Consider the following 2,195-nt stretch of genomic DNA (forward strand, 5'->3'; position numbering starts at 1 on the left):
TATTCATCACCAAGATCAGTTTGTATCCGACGCTTGTCTTTACCGGTCTAGTCATGTTTGTCACCTTGTATTGGATCGTCTCTTTGCTCGGCATGGTAGATATGGATAGCGTAGATGTTGGCGATAGCGCCGATATCTCTGAGGTGTCATCGGCAGGGTTTTTTTCAGGATTGCTACTTAAATTTGGGTTATACGGCGTGCCGCTCATTATTATTTTAACGCTAATTAGCCTCATCGGTTGGCTGCTTAGCTACGTCTATACCAGCTTGCTACATGATTATATTAGCTCAGGTATTTTGTATTGGGTGTTTGGTACAGGCGCTTTATTATTGGTACTCGTCGTATCTATGTGGCTGACAGGCCTGATCATCGCCCCTATTCGCAAAAACATTGCCAAAATTCCCAAGCGCAACGCTATTAGCAACATCGGAAAAACAGCCATCGTGCGCACGCTTAGCGTCACAGACAAGCACGGCGAGGCGCAATTAAGTGATGGCGGCGCCGGACTAATACTCAAGATTCGTCCTGATAGCAGTGAGCAAGAGTACTCGCTTAAACAAGGCGATAAAGTCGTGTTGGTTGAGTATTTAGCAGAAGCCAATACCTACCGAGTAGAACGCGTTAAAGATTAGAAATTACTGATAATCGCCATTTATAGTGGCATAGCTTGTTTTAATTATAGGAAAAAATATGGACATACTCATTATCGTCGGCGTGGTTGTGGTGCTGGCATTTGTTTTCGTTATGGCAGCGCTGCTCATGCTCAAAGCCTTTTATTTTAAGGTTGAGCAAGGCAAGGCGCTTATTATTAACGGCGTGAATAAAATCGCCGTGCGTTTTGATGGTGGCTTTGTTTGGCCTATTATCAATAAAAAAGAGCTGATGCGAATCTCATTAATCACTCTAGAGGTTGATCGCCGCGGTAAAGAGGGACTGATTTGCGCGGACAATATGCGTGCTGATATCACCGTGGCGTTTTATTTGCGAGTCAACGAGACCGAAGAGGACGTACTTAAAGTTGCCAAATCGGTTGGTGTTGAGCGCGCCTCAGACAAAGTGGCGGTCAATGAGCTATTTAATGCTAAGTTCTCAGAGGCGCTCAAAACGGTCGGCAAGCAAATTGATTTCGTTAAGCTGTTTGAAAATCGTAGCGAGTTTCGTGACAGTATCGTGCAAGAGATTGGCAACGATCTTAACGGTTATGTCCTAGAAGATGTGGCGATTGATTACTTAGAGCAAACGCCAAAAGCCTCGCTTGACTCCAGCAATATCTTGGACGCTGAGGGTATCAAAAAGATCACGCAGCTGACAGCGACGCAAAACATCATTACCAACGAGCTTGAACGTGACGAAGAGCTGGCGGTGAAAAAGAAAAACGTCGAAACCGTTGAGGCGATGCTTGAGCTTGAGCGTCAACAAGCGGACGCCGAAGCCAAGCAAAATCGTGAAATCTCTTCAGTGATTGCTCGCGAGACGGCTGAAACGCGCAAAATTGAAGAAGAAGAGCGCAAAAAGTCTGAAACTGCGGTCATTATGGTGGAGCAAGACTTAGCGGTACAACGTGAAAACCAGCAACGTGAAATCGAAGTCGCTGAGCAAAACCGAATGCGTGCGGTGATCATTGAGCAAGAAAAAGTCACCCGCGCTCAAGATTTAGAGATCGTCTCGCGCGAGCGTGAAGTGGATCTGCAGCGTATTGAAGCTGAAAAAGCGATTGAGCTTGAGAAAAAAGAAATCGCTAACGTCATCCGTGAGCGTATCGTTGTCGATAAGTCAGTGGCACAAGAAGAAGAGCGCATCAAAGAAGTCCGCGAAGTCAGTGAAGCGGATCGTGACAAGCAAACTCGCGTCCTCGCCGCTGAAGCGGACGCCGAAGAGATCAAAGTCCGTCAAGTCAAAAAGGCCGAAGCCGAAGAGCTATCTGCTAAGCACAAAGCGGTTGAAATCATGACTCTGGCTAATGCCAATCTAGAAGCCTCAGCCAAAGACGCCGAAGCTAAAGTCAAAATGGCAGAAGGCATCAAGGCTGAAGAGTCCGCGCATGGTTTTGCTGAAGCGGCTATTCAAGAAGCCAAAGCAGACTCCTTAGAAAAAGAAGGTCTCGCCAAAGCCAATATCATCAGAGCCACAGGGCAAGCTGAAGCGCAATCAGAGCGCGAAAAAGGCATGGCAAATGCTGAGGTCATCGCCGCACG

The 2,195-nt window shown here is 46.9% G+C and carries 2 protein-coding genes; both read left to right on the plus strand.

Annotated features, from left to right (window positions below):
- Window positions 1-632, plus strand: a 632-nt coding sequence (locus tag ACTXGO_RS12740) for a hypothetical protein (RefSeq protein ID WP_443574791.1), incomplete at its 5' end; no start/stop codon positions are given.
- A 58-nt stretch (window positions 633-690) separates the two neighbouring features.
- The coding region (locus ACTXGO_RS12745) for a flotillin family protein (RefSeq protein ID WP_443574792.1) at window positions 691-2,195 on the plus strand (1,505 nt) is incomplete at its 3' end.

The organism is Psychrobacter sp. T6-1 (assembly GCF_052258445.1).